The sequence below is a fragment of the Tangfeifania diversioriginum genome (assembly GCF_900141875.1).
GTDB lineage: Bacteria > Bacteroidota > Bacteroidia > Bacteroidales > Prolixibacteraceae > Tangfeifania > Tangfeifania diversioriginum.
Genome location: NZ_FQZE01000022.1, coordinates 1 through 16726, shown reverse-complemented (window position 1 = coordinate 16726; position 16726 = coordinate 1). Strand labels below are relative to the sequence as shown.

Genomic DNA, 16726 nt, shown 5'->3' with positions numbered 1-16726 from the left:
GCAAATTATTAATGCTGATGAAATGCCTCGGAAACAAACCGGAGCACTTGGGGTAGCGATTCGCGCCAGTAGGTCCAGGTGTGGCCGCCATCACGAATGCGGAATTCGTGGGGAATTTCTTTTTTACGCATTTCGATGTGCACCAGCGAATTGCCCTCAAAAAGAAAGTCGTCGTCGCCGCAATCGATGTACCAGCGAACGGCTCTTTTTTGCTCGTCGGGAATATTTTTCAGCAGTTCCAAAACGTTGTATTTTTCAAACCATTCATTCTTTTGCTCTTCGCTGGCACCGGGCATTCCTCGCCGGCCCATATAATTTTCCACATCGTCGCGGGTCCGTGGGCCGGTTGAAGCGCTCAGCGGACAGGCTGACGAAAACAGATCGGGACGGTGCAGGGCATAATAAAAAGTGCCGCCGCCACCCATTGAAAGCCCGGAAACTGCACGGTAACGTTTTTCACTTTTAATGCGGTATTTTTCTTCCACAAACGGCATCAGTTCTTCAAAAAAGAAATCTTCGTAGCGCCAGTTGCCGTTCACATCGTTGGTATAACCACGCTGTCCGGTGTTGGCATCGGGCATAATAATTACCATTGGAGTGGCTTTGCCTTCTTTTATGGCTTTGTCGGCAATATGGCGTACTTCGCCAAACTGCACCCAGCCGGTCTGGTCGTCGCCGGCGCCATGTAACAAATACAGCACGGGGTAACTGCGTTCCGAAATGCCGTAGCCCGGCGGGAGATAAACAGCATATTTACGTTCCATGTCAAGTATTTCACTTTCCATTGAAAGATTGTCAAACACTTTCCCGGTTTGGGCAAAAACGAAATTTGAGAGGAGAAGCGAAATAAGTAGAAATGAAATATTTTTCATGACAAGTTGAATTTAGATTTGAAAATGGGTAGTAAAAATGCATTTATTTCCGGAGTTTTGAAAATTCTTTTAATAAAAACAGTTATGTTTTGATGAAAACTGAAAGTGCTTGGAATTGTAGCAATAAAAAAGGCTGTCCGCAATAGACAGCCTTTTTATGAATGAGTGAAGTCATTTTATAAATCTTTTTTAGCGAGGTAAAAGTCAACCATTTCGTAGCTGCTTTTTTCGCGTTCTTCCATTGCCTCAACAGTTTTTGGCGGAGGAACAATTACTTTATCGCCTGGTTTCCAGTCGAGTGGTAGTGCAACGCCGTGTTTATCGGATGTTTGCAGTGCTTTCAATACCCTGATAATTTCATCCATGTTACGGCCCACGTTAAGCGGGTAGTACATCATAAGGCGGATTTTACCTTCGGGATCAATAAAGAATACGGCACGTACCGCAGCTGTTTCACTTTCGTTCGGTTGTAACATTCCGTACAGTTTAGATACATTCATTGAAATATCTTCAACAATCGGGAAATCGAACAAAACGCCGGTATTCTTTTTCACATTGTTCACCCATGCTACGTGCGAGTGAATACTGTCAATGCTTAATCCCATTAGTTTGGTATTCAGTTCTTTGAATTCGTTGTGGCGCACGGCAAATCCGCTCATTTCGGTGGTGCAAACCGGAGTAAAGTCGGCAGGGTGCGAAAATAAAATCACCCAGCTTCCTTTATTGTATTCTGAAAACTGAATAGGACCATAAGTTGTGTTGGCTTTAAAGTCGGGAGCCATGTCGCCAATGCGTGGCATTTGTGTAACTTTTTCTTCTTCCATTTTTTATGAAATTTTTAGTGTTATTAATTTGAATTTTCGTGAAGATAAACATTCTTGGTGAGAATAAGTTCAATAAAATGTTAAAGATATTTAAGCTGTATGCCGGTTTTGTGATGTTTCTTTATCCTTCAGGCTGGGGGTAAAATACTGTAATTCAGTTTCTGAAAATGCAGAAATAATTTTTTTAATGTGAATGATTTTTTTGCCTGATTCTTTTGGGCCATAAGCTCAGAAAGTAAATTAGTATAAGTGACAAACCGGCAACTGCTACACTTAACAGCATGGATTCTTTTTTCTCCATCAGAAACAGGGCGTGGGTGTTTATTTCCTGCCAGTAGGTTACTGTAAGCAAAACAATTAAATTGTTGAAAGAGTGGGCAATTATGGCCAGAATTAAACTTTGTGTACGTATGACAAGCCAGCCAAGTAGCAGGCCTAAAACGAAGGTAGCCGGCATTTGCCAGGGATTCAGATGAAACAGCGAAAACAAAAGGGCCGACATTACTACCGACACGAAATTGTTGTAATTGCGCCGAAACCCCTGGAAAATAAGGCCCCGGAAAATAGACTCTTCCACAATGGGCGCCACAATGGCAACTTTCATAAAAGCACCCCACCAGCCAAAATCGCTTTCAAAAATATTAGTGAAAAGTTCCCAAAACCAGGCCGGAGCAGGAATAACCTTTTCAATGGCAATGTTCACTTGTTCAATTAAATTCTGGATGCCCCAAAAAAAAGGAACCAGCGGAATTAAAATTAACGGATTGAAAAATTTTAGCGGGAATACTTTTTTAAACGGTACTTCCGATTTACGAAAACCATAGATGAGGATAAAAAGTGTGGAACCAACTCCCAGAACTACTTTTTTTACGGGGTGGTATAAATAATCGGTCCCCTTGTAGTAATCGATTAAAGCAAGTGGGAAATCAACAATTGTTTGAATAAAAAGGTACAAAATTAACAGGTGGATGGCCTGCAAAATTGTGGGGTAATATTTTAACCTTGGTTGCTGCATTTACAATAAATAATAAAGATAATCTTTTTTGTTATTCAACAATAAAACACACCAACAAAGAAAAGTTCTGATAATTATTTGAAAATATAAATTGTCAGGCTGATTTTTTTGATAGCACCAGACTTGCTGTTTGAAACGAAAAATAGCGCTGCGATACGTAGCTGAATGCAACCACAATAACAGTTGTGAAAACTTTTGAAAGGGTAGCGTACAGACCAACGTACTCTACGAAAAATTTCAGAAAAACATAGTTTAGGAGAATTGCCCCGGCAACTGTGACTCCGTAACGAATTAGTTGAATGCGTCCTCGTAGTTCAGATGCGGTAAATGTAATATACTTGGCCAGCAAAAATCCGGAAGCAAAAGTAATGGGGAACACAATCAGAAATGCTGCAATGTGCGGGCTGATAGCAACAAAACCCAAATCAACAATTTGTTTGTTCAGCACAAACCGGTAAAAAACAAAATAGAGAAAAATGTCCATGGCTGTATTTGCCCCGCCGGTTGCGCCATACCTGAAAACTTCCTGCGGAATGAAACGCAGAAAAGGAAAATAGAAGAAATCTATAATTTGAATGATTTTATTCCGACATTTTCGCAAAAAGTTCAGCATTCCTTTTTTACTTTTGAATGGCAAAGAAATAAATTTTCGTTAATTCTCCGGTGGTTTCCGCAACTGTTTCTTTTGGCCTTGTTTCTTTTTGTTCTCGAGTCGTTTGAGCTTTGAGGCTTTGGTTGGCCTGGTTTTAATGCGTTTTTTTGGTGGAGTCAGTGCTTTCTCTATCAGCTCGAAAAATTTCTGCATCACTTTCTCCCGGTTCCGCCACTGCGTCCGTTCGGCAGAGGAGGTCAGCACCAGTTCGCCGGAAGTTGTTATCCGGTTTTTCAGTTTCGAAAGAAGCCGCTGTTTTTGAGTTTCGGTAAGTGTTTCAGAATCGTTTACCGGAAACCGCAACTCCACTTTGGTACTTACTTTATTTACATTTTGTCCGCCCGGTCCGCCTCCGCGACTGGCCGAAAAGCTAACTTCCGAAATCAGGTTTTCCCGTATTGAATGTGATAAATGCATGATTTATTAACTCGTTTTACTTACGGTTTCCAGTTTCTTGCGGTCGGTTATTTCAATGCCCCGTCCTTTCAGGATTATCATTTTTTCTTTTTCAAATTCCTTCAGGAACTTGATGGCGCTTTCAGTGGAAATGGAAGCAAAATCGGCAATTTCCTGCCGGGTTAGGTACTGAAAAACATCCTCTTTCAGGAATTCTTCATGCGACAGGTAAAGCAGCCCCGATGCCAGTTTTCCACGCATTTGCTTGTACGAAATATTTTTAATTATCTCGAGTAAATGCCGTTCGTTCCGGTAGTTTTTTGAGGTAACCTCCAGGGCAAATTCGGGGTTCTGCAGCAGAATGGTTTTGAGGCTCTCTTTTTCAATCATGCAAATCACCGAATCTTTCTGTGCCTGCGCTGAATAAGTGTGAATATTCTCGCCGAATATGGATGAAAAAGCAAGGAAATCGCCTGTTTTGGCCAAACTGAGGTTTATCTGTTTTTCAAAACCTGTTTGCAAATACACTTTTATCAGTCCGCGCACCACGTATAAAACATAAGGTGCAAAAGCGCCCTGTTTAAAAATGGTTTCGCCTTTGAGGTAAGTTATTTGAGTCTTGCTTTTAGTTAGCTCTTCCAAAGCGTCGGGCAGCTGTTTTATCAACCCCTCAAAGTCCTTTTTTTGTTGACGGTTTTTCGATTTTTCGTTGCTCATTTCAATATTTCTGAAGTCGGTACAAAAGTATCAAAAACAAATAATATTGTCTGGTGACAGGAAAAAAACTGAAATAATACAGTTTTGCTGCTTTCGCATCATAGCCCCGTTCTCTTTCCTGATTGTAAGGCTGTTTCTACTTTTGTAGCAGAAATTTTAAACAAATGAAACGAGTTGCCATACCAGTATCAAATGAAAGTTTAAGCGAATATTTTGGCGAGTGCCAGCACTACGAAATATTTGAAGTTGACGGAAAAGCGGTGGAAAAGAAAGAAACCGTTTATCCTTCGGCTATTGGGCAATCAGATTTACCTGCATGGCTCAAAGAAATGGGAATTACCGATGTGATTGCCTACAGAGTTAATAAACAGATTATTAACCTTTTTGCAGCCGAAAAAGTGAACCTGTTTGTTGGCATCCCTTTAAACTCGCCCCGCAATTTGTTGGAAGACTGGCTGGAAGGAAAGCTCGAATCGGATGAAAAAATTATTGGCGAAATAACAAATTAAAAGTTATAGAAAATCAATTATTCACAATTTTAAAAGAGACTTGTTATGAAAATGTTACAAACAAATTTGCACGAGATCGAAACAGCCACAGAGCTGGAAAAAATGATTCAGGAAAATGAAAATGTAATGGTATGCTGTGGTCGTATGGGCCCGATGTGTATGCCTGTTTACGATGTAATGGAAGAACTGGAAGATGAAAGGGACGATGTGAAATTTGCCGTGATGGCATTCGATAACCCCGAAGCTGCCATTATTCGCAATGCACCGGAAACCAATGGTTTTATGGGACTTCCGTTCACCATGTATTACAAAAATGGTAAAGTGGCACATGCAACAAGCAGCATTCAGAACATGCAGCAGGTTGCTTCCATTTTAGACGAACAGTTTGCAGAAAAAGTGTAACACAAAACCTTAAGGGTTGCCCGGATAATTTCCGGGTTGCCCTTTTTAAATTTTTATGCCATGAACGATACCTACGATGTAATGATAATTGGTGCTGGAGCAGCCGGATTAACCGCCGGAATTTATTCTTCCCGCGCCAAACTTACAACACTGATTTTGAATGAAGGTGCTGTTGGCGGCCAAATGGTGCTTACCGAGGAAATTGCCAACTATCCGGGTGTTCCGGCCACAAAAGGTTACATGCTGGCCAATACTATGAAACAGCAGGCCAAAAGTTTTGGCTGTAAAATAAAATCGAATATTAAAATTGCCCGTTACGATCTGGAAGGTGATATTAAAAAAGTAGAGCTGGAGGATGGCCGCAGTTTTAAGGCACGTTCGGTGATTCTTACACCAGGCGGAAGGCCGCGTTCGCTGAATATTCCGGGAGAAGATAAGTTTAAAGGAACGGGAATTTCATACTGTGCTACCTGCGATGGTGATTTTTTCACCGGAAAAGAAGTTGTGGTTGTTGGGGGCGGCAATTCGGCACTCGAAGAAGCGGTTGCACTTACTCAATTTGCCACAAAAGTGACCATCGTTCATCAGTTCGACCATTTTCAGGCTTTTAAACATGCAGTGGAGGAGGCACAGAAAAATCCGAAAATCAATTTCATAATGGAATCGGAATTGCGTAGTTTTTATGGAAATGGCAAACTGGAAAGCGTGGATATCGAACACCTTCCAACCGGTAAAATGAGCAGCCTTAAAACCGACGGCACATTCATTTTTGTAGGATATCAGCCCAATACCGAAACTTTGAACGGACTGGTAAAACTCAACGAAAGAAATGAGATTGTGGTGGATACCGACATGAAAACAAACATTGACGGTGTATTTGCCGCCGGCGACAGTATTGTGAAAAAATACCGGCAGGTGACCACGGCTGTTGCCGACGGAACCATTGCCGCATTAAGCGCAGCGCGGTATTTATCGGAAAAGCATGTGAAAGCAGGAGAACTCCTGGAACAGGAAGCCTGAAAAAATTTTCGTAGAAGGAAGAAGTATTATATTTTATGAGAAAATCCGGATTATTATTTTTGATTGTAAGTTTTATTAGTGTTCAGCAAGTAGTTGGTCAGTTCTCGGTTGACGGTGAATTCCGGAGCCGAAGCATACTGAGTCAGGGATATAAAGTTCCGGTAAAATCAACGTCTGATGCGGTTTTTTCGTTCGATCAACGCTCACGCTTGAATTTGAATTATAAAAATGACAAGTATTCCACCCGGCTGGTTTTGCAGGATGCCCGGGTTTGGGGCTCCGATGACAGGTACAATCCAACCGGGGTAATGGGTAATTCCGGTACTTTTGGAATTTACGAGGCCTGGGTGGAGTTAAAATTGAAAGAAAAATCGAGCCTGCGAATTGGCCGCCAGGAGTGGAATTACAACAATATGCGGATTCTCTCGTATCGGAACTGGTGGACCAGCGGATTAAGTTACGACGGACTGCTTTACAAATTGCACGACGATGAAAATGGCTGGTTTATCGATTTGGGGCTTTCCTACAATAACGATGGCTCATTAATCGGAGATGTTGATAACACAACCTGGACAGGCGAAAAACTGAAGACAATCAATTTCGTCAATTTCAAAAAAAAACATCACAATATATTTTCAACCTCACTGTTTTTTAGCCTTGCCGGGCGCGATTATCCTGACATCGACAAATTTTTCCCCACCGGAACGCATGGCCTGATTCTGGATTATAACAATGAGGGCACCGGATTTTTCGGCTCCCTTTCGGGCTACTACCAACACGGCACCGACAGTAAAAAGGGCCCGAACGGTGACTACCGGAATATTTCGGCCTGGCTGGTTTCGGGCGAATTGGGGGTGCGTGCTCCTGAAAAAAACTGGGAGCTGGCAGCCGGGGCCGAAGTTATTTCAGGACACGATTTCAGCAATACAGAAAATGATTATGCCAATACCCGGCACAGTTTCGATTTGCTGTACAGCGCGCGATTTGCGTATTACGGAGGGAATGTCAACCATTTTATCATGCAGGACAGCTACAAAACCGGCACAAAAGGCGGGGGATATTTTGATCCGTACCTGCGGTTCAGTTTTAAACCCGGCAAAAAAAATGCACTGGATGTAACCTGGTGGTCGCCGGTTTTAACAACAAATGTACCTGCGCATACTTTTATTGATGAAGCAACCGGATTGCCTGCCGGTACTGAAACCGACAACAACGGAAACACGGTTTACTGGAAAGGCGGCCTGGGAAATTACATCGATTTGGGTTTCACCCAACGCATAAATCCGGATATCGTGCTGAAAACAGGTTTTTCGTTTGGCACGATATCGGACATTAAAAATCAGATGGTGTTTGGATACAAAAATACCTCGGACCAGGAGTTGTTCGAGCCCGGAGCCAATTACCTGGGATGGGTGATGCTCATTGTGAAACCAAATTTTTTCACAAGTGAATAAATATTAATTTTGAATTTTGAAAGGAAATAAGATATGGCAAAAGAACAAGTAAAAGTAAGCTGGCTGGAGAAGATGGCTTTTTCGGCCGAAGTAAACGGACATAAAATTACACTCGACGCTGCCGAAAAAGTGGGTGGCGAAGACCGCGGGCCACGCCCAAAACCGCTGATGATGACAGCGCTGGCCGGTTGCACCGGAATGGACGTGGTTTCTATTCTCAAAAAAATGCGTGTGGAAGTGGAAGATTTTAACGTAACTGTTGAGGGCGATTTAACAGAGGAACATCCGAAACAATTTTCGAAAATGCACGTGATTTATGAGTTTAAGGGCAAAGATTTGCCAATGGAAAAACTTAAAAAAGCAGTCAGCCTTTCCGAAGAGCGCTACTGCGGAGTGAGTGCCACCTACCGCCAGGCAATGGAACTCACTTCAGAAATAAAAGTTACAGAATAAAAACAAACAGATATGTCAACAACTCTAATTATAATACTTGCCGTTTTGGTTGCTTTAATCGGGTTGATAACCTTTAATTTTTACCGGATGAAAAATGCCAAACCGGTGGAAGACAGCAAAAAAATCATTCAACTTGGCAAGAAAAATTTTAAGCCGGCCATCCGCAGGGGAATTACGCTGGTCGATTTTTGGGCGCCCTGGTGCAATCCCTGTAAAATGGTAGCGCCAATCCTGAACGATATTGCCGAATCGGAAGACGATATCACCATTGGGAAAGTGAATGTCGATCAGCAGCAATACCTGGCTAAAAAATTCAAAGTTCGCAATATTCCCACGCTTCTTGTTTTTCAGGATGGAGTGGAAGTGAAACGGATTGTTGGGGTAAAACCCAAAAAACATATCATGAAACAGGTGGAACAATTGCGTGCGTGACTTTTAAGTATAGATATTCGAAGGCACATAAAAAACCCTGTGGTTAACAAAAATCACAGGGTTTTTTATGTTTTTTGTCGTGTTGATTTTGAAAATCAACGTTTTGTTTTTAATTCTTCGCGGCAGATGTTTGATTCACATCCAGCTTCAGCGGATTGATTTCCTCTCCCCAGTAAACAGTAGTATGCGGGAATGGGATTTCAATATTTCGTGCATCGAAAGCTGCTTTCAGGCGGCGGCGATATTCGCGGCCAATTGTCCATTGCTGGCTGGGTTTTGTTTTTATCCGTGCTTTTATCACCAGAGCGCTGTCGCCAAACTGGTCGAGGCCAAAAATTTCAATGGGTTCAAAAAATGCTTTTTTGAAATTGGCATCGTTTTGAAGGTCTTCGCCCACTTCGCGCATTACCTCCATTACAGTATCCACATTTTCTTTATACGCCACGCCCACATCGAACACCATTGCCGACCATTCGCGGGTCATATTGGAGAGTGTGTTGATTTTTCCGTTCTGAAATACATGCACTGTTCCTGAAAAATCGCGCAAAGTAATGGTTCGCATTTCAATTTTTTCCACGAGTCCGCCGGTTCCGTTAATAGCTGCTACGTCGCCGGTGCGCACCTGGTTTTCGAGCAAAATAAAAAATCCGGAAATAAAATCGCGCACCAGTTCCTGTGCTCCAAAACCAACAGCCACGCCAATAATTCCCACACTAGCCAGGATGGGGCCAATATCCACACCAAATTTTTTCAATGCAATCATTATAAAGATGGTCCACAACACAATTTTTACAATGCCTTTGAGGATGTCAACCAGGGTGTTAATTCTTTTTTCAACTTCTCCGGCATCTTTATCTTTTGCTTTACCTGCCCGGGCAATCAGTCTCATTTTAACCTTTTTCAGCGTAAATGAAAAAGTTTTGAAAATTATCAGCATTACAACAATAATAATCAGCAATCCGGGTAATTCTGTGACTATCCATTCGCGGGCACCCGCAATCAACGTTTCCCAAAATTCATTAGAAAAAAATTTTTCCATGTTTTAATTTTTAAGATTTGAGGTAATAAAATAAGGGTTTGGGTTAAATAAACAAAAGTTTTTATTTAATGCAGCTATAAATTAACATTTCGTTAAGCAGTGGGTGGTTTTGTCAATTTTGAATCCGGATGCTGAAGTTTTTTTGGTAACGAATTTTTCAATTGCGGGGTTAAACAAAAATTTCCCCCTGTAGATAGGTTATGGCCTGGCCACCAATTTCAACTCGTTCTCCCAGGAGTTTGCAGTGCAGCACACCTCCGCGAGCCGAAATCTGTTTGGCCATCAATTCGGTTTTGCCAAGTTTTTTTGCCCAGAAAGGAATGAGCATGGTATGAGCCGAACCGGTAACCGGATCCTCGTTTATTCCTTCGATGGGAGCAAAAAAGCGTGATACAAAATCATATTTTTCAGAAGTAGCGGCAGCTGTAGCAGTTATGCCTCGGGTGTCGAGCGTTTTCATGAACTGAAAGTCGGGTTGCAGGTTTTTAATATCGGCTTCGTTGTTAAATTCAAACAACAAATCTTCGCGGCCTTTGAAACATTTCACAGGGCGTTTGCCAAAAGCCTGCTTAATATTTTGTGGCAGTTCAATTTCTTTTAGCTCCGAAACCGGGAAATTGAGCACAATAAACTGGCCTTCTTTTTTAACGGTCAATTCACCCGTTTTTGATTCAAATTTTATTTCTTTTTTATTGAATCCCAAGTGATTGAAGAGCACATGTGCACTGGCCAGTGTGGCATGTCCGCATAAATTTACTTCTGTTAATGGTGTGAACCAGCGAATATGATAACCATTGTGTGTGGGAACAAAAAAGGCCGTTTCCGACAAGTTATTTTCCATTGCAATTTTCTGCATCACTTCATCGGGCAGCCATTTTTCCAGCGGAACTACTGCTGCCGGATTGCCTTTAAAAACGTTGTCGGTAAACGCGTCAATCTGAAAAATTGTGTACTGCATGTTTTTTAGCAAGAATTTTTAATCTTTTTCTTTTTCAATTAAGTTAACGAGAACTTCGTTCAATTTTTTAACTCTTACGAGTAGCGGTAAAACATCTTGTTCTTTAAATTCCACATAAACAGAATATTCACTTTCTTGTCTCCAGTCAATTAAGAGCGAGTAAAGTTTTCCTAATTCAGTATCAATAATTTTATTTTTTACATAAAGCTGAAGAAATTTTGTTTTTAAGCCTTCATGCGATTTTGTTTTGATTCCTTGCTTAAACAGTAAAGCATTTACCAGATGAAATGATGAATAATACAATCTGTTAATGCAGGAATTCCATCTATTATTTTGAGCTAATAATTCAGCATCTTGAAATAACTCTTTGGCCTTTTCAAGTCTGTAATTGATATAATCGTTTTGAAATTCGTTCATGAAAGTACTATCCCTTCGTTTTCAATATTTTCAAAAAGAGGTGTTTTAGAATATTTTTTGTACCACTCTTCTTTGGAGTATATTAAAGTGGATATTGGCTCACCCAGTTCAAGTTCTAAGTTGAATAATTCATTTCTGTACTTCATTTCAACAGATCGATCAGTTTTGGGGGAATCAATAAGTATTAAAATATCCCAGTCTGATTCGGAGTTTGCTTTTCCTCTGGCATGCGAACCAAATAAAATTACGCTTGCGTTTGAATCTTTTTTTTTGATTCGATTATTAATTTCGCGGGCGATATTTAATTCTCTGTCAGTCATAGAACAAATATAACACCTATTCTCTGCCAAAACAATGAAAACAATCTCTCAAAATTTAACTGTCAGTTTTAAATTGAATTTCCGGTCGGTGAGGTAGTTGGGCACTGCAAACTGGTCGCCGTAAATACTCGATACCCAAAAGTAGGAAATGGTATTTTTAATATTTAACAGGTTAAATACTTCGAGGCTGAGCGACATATCGTTGACATGCCTGAGGAAGTTGTGTTTAACCGGCCGGGCGGCACTTATGAGGACTTTTGAAAAACCGAGGTCGATGCGGCGATAGGGCGGCATTCTGAAAACATCTTCGTACCGTTCGGAATTAGGCGGGCCGGTGGGCAGCCGGGCACCGTAAAATCCGGAAAGATGCATTTTCCACGAGGGGTTTCCCGGGAGGTAATCCTGAAAAAACAGGCTGAAATTTACCCACTGGTCGGTGGGGCGCGGAATGTATCCGTGTCCGTCATTAAAGATATTTTCTTTGGTTTCAAGGAGCGAAAGGCTGGCCCACGATTGCACGCCACTCACAAATTCGCCGTTAATTTTCATATCGATTCCGGTGGCGTAGCCTTTTGCTTCCTGGTCGGCAAGGTAGCGAATCTGAACATTGTCAATCTGGTAGGGAACCAGCCGGCTCAGCCACTTGTAGTATGCTTCGGTGGTAAACCGGAAAGGACGGTCCCAGGCTGTAAACAGCAAATCGGAACCTGCCACTATCTGAAATGAACGTTGTGCCTTTGAGTTGTAATTGATGCTCCCGTCACGGGTTTTCAGTTCTTTGAAAAACGGCGACTGGTGGTACATCCCCGCCGAAAGACTGAATGACATTTTGTGTTTCCAGGCGGGGTAAAAACTTACTGATGCGCGCGGACTGATAAGTAACTCATCATTAAAATCCCAGTAATTAAACCGCACACCGCCATTGAGGTATAAATCGCCCGAGCTCACCGGCAGGCTCCAGGTGTCCTGTACAAAACCGGTCAGGCGGTTGGAGCTGATTTTGTTTGCGCTGTTCAGGGTGTAGTAGAGCAAAACTTCCGAGTCGGAGTAGGGAAGGGAATAACCGGTTGAATCGCGGTAAATCCACTCATTTATTTTGCTTTCAAACTTTTCGTGCTGAAATTTCAGTCCCCAGTTTACCAGGTGATTTTCGGAATTGAAAGCCCCTCTGTGTGAAAAGCTGAACACATGGGCATTGAGAGTATTGCGGGCATGGTTTAAAAATGAGCCAACCCCCAGGTTGAGGATGCTGTCGCCAAATTCTTCTGAAGACATGTTTCGTTCCAACTGGTTGAGGTAATACTGCCCGAGAATATCGTAGGTTTCTTTTTCTGAAGTTTTAAAAGCCGATGCACTAAATTTCAGGTTCAGGTTCAGGTTGGGATGGTAGTTGGCCGAAAGTGCCCCGAGATAAGTTTTAAAATCGTCAATCTCCTGTCCTTCGAAAAATATGGTGGTGTTGAGTGGGTTTTGCCACGTGCCGAATGTTGTTTTGCGGGTTTGTGGTATAAACTGATATTGATTTTGTGCGGCATTTCCCAGAAACGAGATGTTGAATTTTTCAGAAAACTGATAGGTGATGTAGGTTTGAAAATCGACAAACTGCGGGTTGTAATTTCCTTTTTCGTCGAGCCCGCCCAGCATATAACGATTGGTTTTGTAGCGAATTCCCGAAATGTGCGAAAGCTTTCCTTTCAGTGCAACATCTTCGAAATGGGCAGTTGCGCCGAGTAAACTCATTGATGCCGAACCTCTGAACTGGCTGGGTTTTCGGTATTTTATATCGAGTACCGACGACATTTTATCGCCGTATTTGGCACTGAACCCACCCGATGAAAATTCAATGGTAGAAACCATATCGCTGTTGATAAAACTGAGGCCTTCCTGCTGGCCGGCACGAATGAGAAACGGACGGTAGATTTCAATGTCGTTTACATACACCATATTTTCATCGAAATTACCACCACGAACCGTGTATTGCGAACTCAGCTCGTTATTGGAAGAAACGCCGGGCAGTGTTTTAATCAGCGCTTCCACACCACCGGTAGCCGCATCGGGCATTACGCCTGTGAATTTAGGATCGAGTCGGGTTACATTGCCACTCCGGCGGCGCTGCTCGGTAACCACCACTTCGGCCAGCTGAAGATTGGTTGAATTCAGGGTGATTTCCCGGTACACATTTTCTTCGGCACTGGCATTTATGGTATCGGACACTGATTCATAGCCCAGTGATGAAAATATAATGACAATTTCTTTGTCTGCCGGAATGCGTAACAGGAATTTTCCTTCGCGGTTTGAGCTGGTGCCCAGCGGGTAGTCTTTCAGACCAATGTTTACCATGTCGAGCGGGTTTCCGTGCTGATCGGTAACCAATCCGCGGAATGTGGCGTTACTGCTTTGTCCGGTTGAATGAATAGCCGACAAAACAAATAAAATCAATAAAATTGTATGTTGAATTTTAAACATCGGGCACAAAACTAATAATCCAATTCTTATTAAAACTTTTTATTGATAAATTAATTGTTTTGGAGGAACGGATTTTTTAATCTTCCACATCGGGCAACCGGGAGCTTGTCCATGCTCCGGCAATTCCAAAAAATGAAAGCACCAGGATAATTCCTTCCACAGATATTAATGAAACAAGCGCGCTGATTCCTCCGGTTATCAAAAGAATTACTCCTATAACTGTGTTGCTCACAGCTACGTAGTCGGTGCGTTTGTTTCCGCCGGCCAAATCAACAATATAGGTTTTCCGGCCCAGGCGGACGCCGCTGTGGGCTATTCCCAGAATAAAAAATGTAAACGGATAAAACCAGCTGCTTTCCCTTAAAAACGGTACCCAGCTGATAACTGCAAAAACCAAAATTCCGAGAGCTGACGTAATAATGGCGGCTTTCACCATAACACCTTTACTCGATGTGTCGGCCATTTTCCCCCAAAACGGAGCACTGACGGATGAAGCAATTCCGTTGGCAATTATAAAAAGGCCTAAAATATAAATGTCGGTGCCCAGTTGGTTTTGAGCCAGGACGACATAAAAAGGAGCGGTAAGTGCAGAACTCAAAAGCAGTGAGCGTGATATGACAAAGTTTCGGAAAGGTTTATCTTTTTTCAGAATATTGAGACGGTCGAAAGCTTCTTTTAGCGCATTGCCGCCGCCGGCTGTTTCTCCGCTGTATTCTTTAATTCCTGAATAAACCGCAGCAGCCAAAACCCAAAGGCTGGCGGCAAAAAACAGGACGATCCCGTAAAATTCAATCCCTGTATCGCTGTTTGTTTTAAAAATCATAAACAAACCGGCTACAATTACCAGCACACCCGAAAAGGATGATGCATATCCCTTTAACCGCCCGCGGCGGGTTTTGGGTATTGTCTTTCCCAGCACATCTTTAGAGGCCACCGAGCAAAGCCCCCTCGCAAGGCTGAAAGTGATAAGCAACAGAATGATTAACCATCCTGCTTTTTCGCCTTCGAAATGGAGGGCCACAATACCAATTCCGGCAATTGATACAAACTGCAGCAGCGAACCAACCACCCACACCCATTTGCGCACGGGCATGCGGCGGATGTAACTTGCAATTACTATTTGTGGCAGCATGGATCCCGATTCGCGAATAGGAACAATAAAGCTGATTAAAAAAATAGGAGCATTTACATAATTCATCAGCCAGGCAAGAACAGTTTTGGGATTGCTTAGCACGTCGCCAAGCTGGGTGAGGGTGTTGCTTATAATGATGAGGAAATAATTCAGCGGTGTGTACCGGCAGACATCGTCAGGAATATCTTTGCAAACGCGCGCATCTTCTTCATTGTTTATGCGATCGTAAATTTTTCCGAGCCGGTTGTAAATTCTTGCTTTGTCCATGAATATTGAATTACGTCACTCAATAATTCTTACTGTACTTTGTGTGTTTCGTGTTTTTCCGCAGGCAACGAAACAGTGAACACTGAGCCCTGACCGGGCTTGCTGCTTACTGAAAGTTTACCATCGTTTTTTTCAATAAAATCTTTGCAGATGATTAACCCAAGTCCTGTGCCTTTTTCGCCTTCGGTGCCCAGATTGGTATGATTTTCATCGGGTTCAAACAAATGAGAAAGTTGCTCTTTTGAAATTCCGATACCTGTATCACTGATTTCAATCAAAACCCTTCCATTTTCATTTTTTGTAGAAATGGTTATGGTGCCGCCCCTGTTGGTAAATTTTATGGCATTGGAAATGAGGTTGCGAATAACCGTTGTAATCATTTCTTCGTCGGCAAAAATAATCGTTTCGGGGTGTACGCTGTTTTTTAACCTGATTTGCTTTTTAATGGCATTTTGCTCCAGCACACTAAAACATTTTGCAATTATGTAGCTGAGGGCAATGTTTTGCGGAGTTACTGATATTTTTTGCCGCTGTGCCCGCGACCATGTGAGCAAATTTTCAAGCAGGTCGGAAACAGTGAGTGAAAGCCGGTAAATTAATTTGTTGTAATGACGAATATCCTCCGGCGAATGTTTGTCGTAACCTTCCTCTATAAGTTCCGAAAAGCCTAAAATATTGTTCAGCGGGCCTTTCAGGTCGTGCCCTATAATTGAGAAAAGCTTATCCTTGGTTGCATTCAATTCTTTCAACCTGGCTTCGTTTTCCCTCAACGCATTTTCGGCTCTTTTTTGCTCGGTAATATCAGTAGATGTGGAAATTATCCCATCAATTTTGCCGGTGCTTTTCAGGTGTGGATAAAAATTAAGCTTTAATATTTTGAATTCTCCGCCGGGCAATTCGCCTTCGTACTGCATGAATACAGGCTCTCCAGCAAGGCAATTATTCAGTTGTGGTTTTATTTTTGACTCAAAATCATCCTTTCCAAAAATATCTGCCCCGGTTTTTCCGATTATTTCGCTGGTTTCTTTATTATAAAAAGTATTGAAGGCACTGTTTACAAAAACATAGCGGTAATTTCTGTTAATAAAAGATGCGGGTTCGGATATCGTGTTCAGAATTTCTTTTTGGTAATGAAAGTATCGGTTTTTGCGTTTTTTATTCGGAGCTTTCATTTCAGGAATTTAGTTTTTTCCATAGAATAAATTTTATACCGTACCGTGATAAAAAAAACCGAAACCTATTTCGGTTTTTACTTGATTTTTTCAAGGATAGCCAGAACATTTTTTGGCATTGTTAAAAAAGTATAGCTAATTGATTGTTTCTTTTCATCATTAATAATTTTACTGAATGAATCAGCATGTATTTTGCTTTTGTATAGCAT

General features: G+C 41.9%; 19 protein-coding genes. 6 read left to right on the top strand and 13 right to left on the bottom strand.

The window, feature by feature from the left end:
* Positions 1-8: 8 nt before the first annotated feature.
* The 6 genes from BUC07_RS13735 to BUC07_RS13710 form a co-directional block, all read right to left on the bottom strand.
* Positions 9-872, bottom strand: a complete 864-nt coding sequence (locus tag BUC07_RS13735; RefSeq protein ID WP_073170544.1) for an alpha/beta hydrolase — start codon at positions 870-872, stop codon at positions 9-11.
* A gap of 176 nt (positions 873-1048) precedes the next feature.
* The gene (locus BUC07_RS13730; protein ID WP_073170540.1) at positions 1049-1696 is read right to left on the bottom strand and encodes a peroxiredoxin; all 648 of its coding nucleotides are present in this window, start codon (positions 1694-1696) and stop codon (positions 1049-1051) included.
* A 184-nt stretch (positions 1697-1880) separates the two neighbouring features.
* Complete coding sequence (locus tag BUC07_RS13725) at positions 1881-2711, bottom strand: CPBP family intramembrane glutamic endopeptidase (RefSeq protein WP_073170537.1); 831 nt, start codon at positions 2709-2711, stop codon at positions 1881-1883.
* A gap of 94 nt (positions 2712-2805) precedes the next feature.
* Positions 2806-3324, bottom strand: a complete 519-nt coding sequence (locus tag BUC07_RS13720; RefSeq protein WP_073170534.1) for a GtrA family protein — start codon at positions 3322-3324, stop codon at positions 2806-2808.
* Between the two features lie 39 nt (positions 3325-3363).
* Positions 3364-3780, bottom strand: coding sequence for an alternative ribosome rescue aminoacyl-tRNA hydrolase ArfB (arfB, locus tag BUC07_RS13715; RefSeq protein WP_073170531.1), 417 nt, complete (start codon positions 3778-3780; stop codon positions 3364-3366).
* 6 nt (positions 3781-3786) lie between these two features.
* Positions 3787-4476, bottom strand: a complete 690-nt coding sequence (locus tag BUC07_RS13710; protein WP_073170528.1) for a Crp/Fnr family transcriptional regulator — start codon at positions 4474-4476, stop codon at positions 3787-3789.
* Between the two features lie 164 nt (positions 4477-4640).
* Between BUC07_RS13710 and BUC07_RS13705 the strand changes: the two genes are divergently transcribed.
* Genes BUC07_RS13705 through trxA form a run of 6 tightly spaced genes read left to right on the top strand, consistent with a single transcriptional unit; the run spans position 4641 to position 8746 of the window.
* Positions 4641-4985: a NifB/NifX family molybdenum-iron cluster-binding protein gene (locus BUC07_RS13705; protein ID WP_073170525.1), complete on the top strand. Its 345-nt coding sequence runs from the start codon at positions 4641-4643 to the stop codon at positions 4983-4985.
* Positions 4986-5030: 45 nt separating this feature from the next.
* Positions 5031-5387 (top strand): thioredoxin family protein, encoded by a 357-nt coding sequence (locus BUC07_RS13700; RefSeq protein WP_083578260.1) that lies wholly within the window; start codon positions 5031-5033, stop codon positions 5385-5387.
* 60 nt (positions 5388-5447) lie between these two features.
* A complete protein-coding gene (locus tag BUC07_RS13695; RefSeq protein ID WP_073170522.1) occupies positions 5448-6407 on the top strand; it encodes an NAD(P)/FAD-dependent oxidoreductase in 960 nt (319 codons plus the stop codon).
* Positions 6408-6442: 35 nt separating this feature from the next.
* Positions 6443-7861, top strand: a complete 1419-nt coding sequence (locus BUC07_RS13690; protein WP_073170519.1) for an alginate export family protein — start codon at positions 6443-6445, stop codon at positions 7859-7861.
* Positions 7862-7894: 33 nt separating this feature from the next.
* Positions 7895-8314, top strand: coding sequence for an OsmC family protein (locus tag BUC07_RS13685; protein ID WP_073170516.1), 420 nt, complete (start codon positions 7895-7897; stop codon positions 8312-8314).
* A 12-nt stretch (positions 8315-8326) separates the two neighbouring features.
* Positions 8327-8746: a thioredoxin gene (gene trxA, locus BUC07_RS13680; RefSeq protein ID WP_317039649.1), complete on the top strand. Its 420-nt coding sequence runs from the start codon at positions 8327-8329 to the stop codon at positions 8744-8746.
* Positions 8747-8855: 109 nt separating this feature from the next.
* Here trxA and BUC07_RS13675 read toward each other — a convergent pair whose 3' ends face one another.
* From BUC07_RS13675 to BUC07_RS13645, 7 genes are all read right to left on the bottom strand, one after another.
* The gene (locus BUC07_RS13675; RefSeq protein ID WP_073170513.1) at positions 8856-9785 is read right to left on the bottom strand and encodes a mechanosensitive ion channel family protein; all 930 of its coding nucleotides are present in this window, start codon (positions 9783-9785) and stop codon (positions 8856-8858) included.
* Positions 9786-9954: 169 nt separating this feature from the next.
* Positions 9955-10743, bottom strand: coding sequence for a PhzF family phenazine biosynthesis protein (locus BUC07_RS13670; protein ID WP_073170511.1), 789 nt, complete (start codon positions 10741-10743; stop codon positions 9955-9957).
* Between the two features lie 18 nt (positions 10744-10761).
* Positions 10762-11160, bottom strand: coding sequence for a HEPN domain-containing protein (locus BUC07_RS13665; protein WP_073170508.1), 399 nt, complete (start codon positions 11158-11160; stop codon positions 10762-10764).
* Positions 11157-11480: a nucleotidyltransferase domain-containing protein gene (locus BUC07_RS13660; protein WP_073170506.1), complete on the bottom strand. Its 324-nt coding sequence runs from the start codon at positions 11478-11480 to the stop codon at positions 11157-11159. The genes BUC07_RS13665 and BUC07_RS13660 overlap by 4 nt, the downstream gene beginning before the upstream one ends.
* Positions 11481-11528: 48 nt before the next feature.
* Positions 11529-13919, bottom strand: a complete 2391-nt coding sequence (locus BUC07_RS13655) for a TonB-dependent receptor (protein WP_175552537.1) — start codon at positions 13917-13919, stop codon at positions 11529-11531.
* A 103-nt stretch (positions 13920-14022) separates the two neighbouring features.
* The gene (locus tag BUC07_RS13650) at positions 14023-15345 is read right to left on the bottom strand and encodes an MFS transporter (protein ID WP_073170498.1); all 1323 of its coding nucleotides are present in this window, start codon (positions 15343-15345) and stop codon (positions 14023-14025) included.
* Positions 15346-15374: 29 nt separating this feature from the next.
* Positions 15375-16517: a PAS domain-containing sensor histidine kinase gene (locus tag BUC07_RS13645; RefSeq protein ID WP_073170495.1), complete on the bottom strand. Its 1143-nt coding sequence runs from the start codon at positions 16515-16517 to the stop codon at positions 15375-15377.
* Positions 16518-16726: the final 209 nt, after the last annotated feature.

Bases quoted from the DNA above. Each gene is read 5' to 3' on its own strand.
- BUC07_RS13650 (WP_073170498.1), bottom strand. From the start codon at position 15,345: ATGGACAAAGCAAGAATTTACAACCGGCTCGGAAAAATTTACGATCGC.
- BUC07_RS13720 (WP_073170534.1), bottom strand. From the start codon at position 3,324: ATGCTGAACTTTTTGCGAAAATGTCGGAATAAAATCATTCAAATTATA.
- BUC07_RS13660 (WP_073170506.1), bottom strand. From the start codon at position 11,480: ATGACTGACAGAGAATTAAATATCGCCCGCGAAATTAATAATCGAATC.
- BUC07_RS13690 (WP_073170519.1), top strand. From the start codon at position 6,443: ATGAGAAAATCCGGATTATTATTTTTGATTGTAAGTTTTATTAGTGTT.
- BUC07_RS13645 (WP_073170495.1), bottom strand. From the start codon at position 16,517: ATGAAAGCTCCGAATAAAAAACGCAAAAACCGATACTTTCATTACCAA.
- BUC07_RS13735 (WP_073170544.1), bottom strand. From the start codon at position 872: ATGAAAAATATTTCATTTCTACTTATTTCGCTTCTCCTCTCAAATTTC.
- BUC07_RS13725 (WP_073170537.1), bottom strand. From the start codon at position 2,711: ATGCAGCAACCAAGGTTAAAATATTACCCCACAATTTTGCAGGCCATC.
- BUC07_RS13705 (WP_073170525.1), top strand. From the start codon at position 4,641: ATGAAACGAGTTGCCATACCAGTATCAAATGAAAGTTTAAGCGAATAT.
- BUC07_RS13730 (WP_073170540.1), bottom strand. From the start codon at position 1,696: ATGGAAGAAGAAAAAGTTACACAAATGCCACGCATTGGCGACATGGCT.
- BUC07_RS13665 (WP_073170508.1), bottom strand. From the start codon at position 11,160: ATGAACGAATTTCAAAACGATTATATCAATTACAGACTTGAAAAGGCC.
- BUC07_RS13695 (WP_073170522.1), top strand. From the start codon at position 5,448: ATGAACGATACCTACGATGTAATGATAATTGGTGCTGGAGCAGCCGGA.
- BUC07_RS13675 (WP_073170513.1), bottom strand. From the start codon at position 9,785: ATGGAAAAATTTTTTTCTAATGAATTTTGGGAAACGTTGATTGCGGGT.
- BUC07_RS13700 (WP_083578260.1), top strand. From the start codon at position 5,031: ATGAAAATGTTACAAACAAATTTGCACGAGATCGAAACAGCCACAGAG.
- BUC07_RS13710 (WP_073170528.1), bottom strand. From the start codon at position 4,476: ATGAGCAACGAAAAATCGAAAAACCGTCAACAAAAAAAGGACTTTGAG.
- arfB (WP_073170531.1), bottom strand. From the start codon at position 3,780: ATGCATTTATCACATTCAATACGGGAAAACCTGATTTCGGAAGTTAGC.
- BUC07_RS13685 (WP_073170516.1), top strand. From the start codon at position 7,895: ATGGCAAAAGAACAAGTAAAAGTAAGCTGGCTGGAGAAGATGGCTTTT.
- trxA (WP_317039649.1), top strand. From the start codon at position 8,327: ATGTCAACAACTCTAATTATAATACTTGCCGTTTTGGTTGCTTTAATC.
- BUC07_RS13670 (WP_073170511.1), bottom strand. From the start codon at position 10,743: ATGCAGTACACAATTTTTCAGATTGACGCGTTTACCGACAACGTTTTT.